Raw genomic sequence first — 1742 nt, 5'->3', positions numbered from 1 at the left:
ACCAACCTGCCGCCGGTGGCCAATATCACTGGCCCGGCGCAGGCCGAAGGTGGCAGCAAGGTGACCCTCTCCGGCCAGCACTCCAGCGATCCGGAAGGTAAGCCACTGACTTATGCCTGGACTATCTCGGCTGGAGCTTCTGCCCCGGCACTGGATCAGGTGACCTTGGAGTTGACCCTGCCCAAGCCGGCCAGCGATACCAAGCTGGAGATCAAACTGACGGTGACCGATGAAGGGAGCTTGAGCCGTAGCGCTACCCATAGCCTGCTGGTGAAAGGGGAGGAGGGGGGCGTAACGCCGCCTGACTATCCGGCCTACAAAGAGGGGACTCCCTACAAGGCGGGCGAGCGGGTCAGCAACGGCGGTGCCAGCTACGAGTGCAAACCGCACCCCTACACCGGCTGGTGCGCAGGTGCCGCCTGGGCCTATGAGCCGGGCAAGGGTACGGCCTGGGCTGATGCCTGGATCAAGCTCTGAGCCGTTTCAGGGTTACAAGGCTTGCCGATTAGCCAGCGCACTATCTGGTGCAATGACAATCCGGAGCAATAAAAGATGGGGCCTGCGGGCCCCATTCTTGTTTGGTGGAGTTCAGGTTTGGCCGTGGAACATCTGGCCCGGACAGGACAGCGCCTCGAAAGGGCTGTGTGATGATGTGTGTTGTTGTTTTATTACATTTTTCGTGAAAGGCTTTCAGCAATTATTTGCCGTAGCGGAAGTAGTATTCACGGGTGGAGGGGGCATAGGCATCTTTCTCTACAACGCCGTTCTTGGTGGTTGCACCACGCAGGTGGAACAGGACTGCCAGATTCTCAAACATGGTTTACCTCATCGCTCTGTCATTTATGGTTATGGTGTGTGACCTGGGTCACGGTTTGATCCTATGGTCATTTGTGATCCAGATCAACTTTCTGTGTTGTAAATTTACAAAAATCATGGAAAGGGTTTTCAAATGCAATGCCCTTTATGGAAAGGCTTTCCCGAGGTGACGGGGGAGAAGCTGATTACCAGCCAGCATAGAGAGGTCTGAGAGCGGGGGGCGTTGCACGGGGAAAGGGGCTTGCTGCACGGCCTCTCCTGTATAGGTGCTTGAGCCGATTTGTGACATAAAACAGAGAGATAGCACGCGCCTTGCTGGTAAAAACAGCGAACTGCTGCAATTTTGACTAAACGAATCAGTCGCGGTTATTTTAGGGTTGACAGCAAAGCGGGTGATGCCTATCATGCGCCTCCGTTGCCGGAGATAACTTCGTCAGCGCCGAGGTGAGTTGGGGTTATAGCTCAGCTGGGAGAGCGCTTGCATGGCATGCAAGAGGTCCGCGGTTCGATCCCGCGTAGCTCCACCAAATTCTCCTCGAACAATCTGGAATCAAAGGGGTTATAGCTCAGCTGGGAGAGCGCTTGCATGGCATGCAAGAGGTCCGCGGTTCGATCCCGCGTAGCTCCACCAAATTCAGAGTGACTGTTGGTCATTCACACAAATCGGGGTTATAGCTCAGCTGGGAGAGCGCTTGCATGGCATGCAAGAGGTCCGCGGTTCGATCCCGCGTAGCTCCACCAGGTTCCTGATTGACATGAAGTACCCAGGGCAGTGCGGTGTGTATCACCCAAGCCGACCTTTGTGGGGTTATAGCTCAGCTGGGAGAGCGCTTGCATGGCATGCAAGAGGTCCGCGGTTCGATCCCGCGTAGCTCCACCATTATTTAGGATGAATGGCCGCCAGAACCATTCATTCAGTACCGAAT

1 protein-coding gene and 4 tRNA genes are annotated in these 1742 nt (G+C 55.5%); all 5 read left to right on the top strand.

What is annotated here, in order from left to right; all coding sequences use genetic code 11:
• The coding region (locus tag L972_RS10590) for a PKD domain-containing protein (RefSeq protein WP_047438104.1) at positions 1–477 on the top strand (477 nt) is incomplete at its 5' end.
• Positions 478–1267: 790 nt separating this feature from the next.
• Positions 1268–1343: transfer RNA gene (locus tag L972_RS10585), tRNA-Ala, on the top strand.
• Between the two features lie 28 nt (positions 1344–1371).
• Positions 1372–1447 (top strand) — tRNA-Ala (locus L972_RS10580).
• A 34-nt stretch (positions 1448–1481) separates the two neighbouring features.
• A tRNA-Ala gene (locus L972_RS10575) sits at positions 1482–1557 on the top strand.
• Between the two features lie 63 nt (positions 1558–1620).
• Positions 1621–1696 (top strand) — tRNA-Ala (locus L972_RS10570).
• Positions 1697–1742: the final 46 nt, after the last annotated feature.

It is taken from the genome of Aeromonas sp. ZOR0001 (assembly GCF_000801015.1).
GTDB lineage: Bacteria > Pseudomonadota > Gammaproteobacteria > Enterobacterales > Aeromonadaceae > Aeromonas > Aeromonas veronii.
Note: the sequence above shows the minus strand (reverse complement) of the source record. Positions and strands in the feature narration are given on the sequence as shown.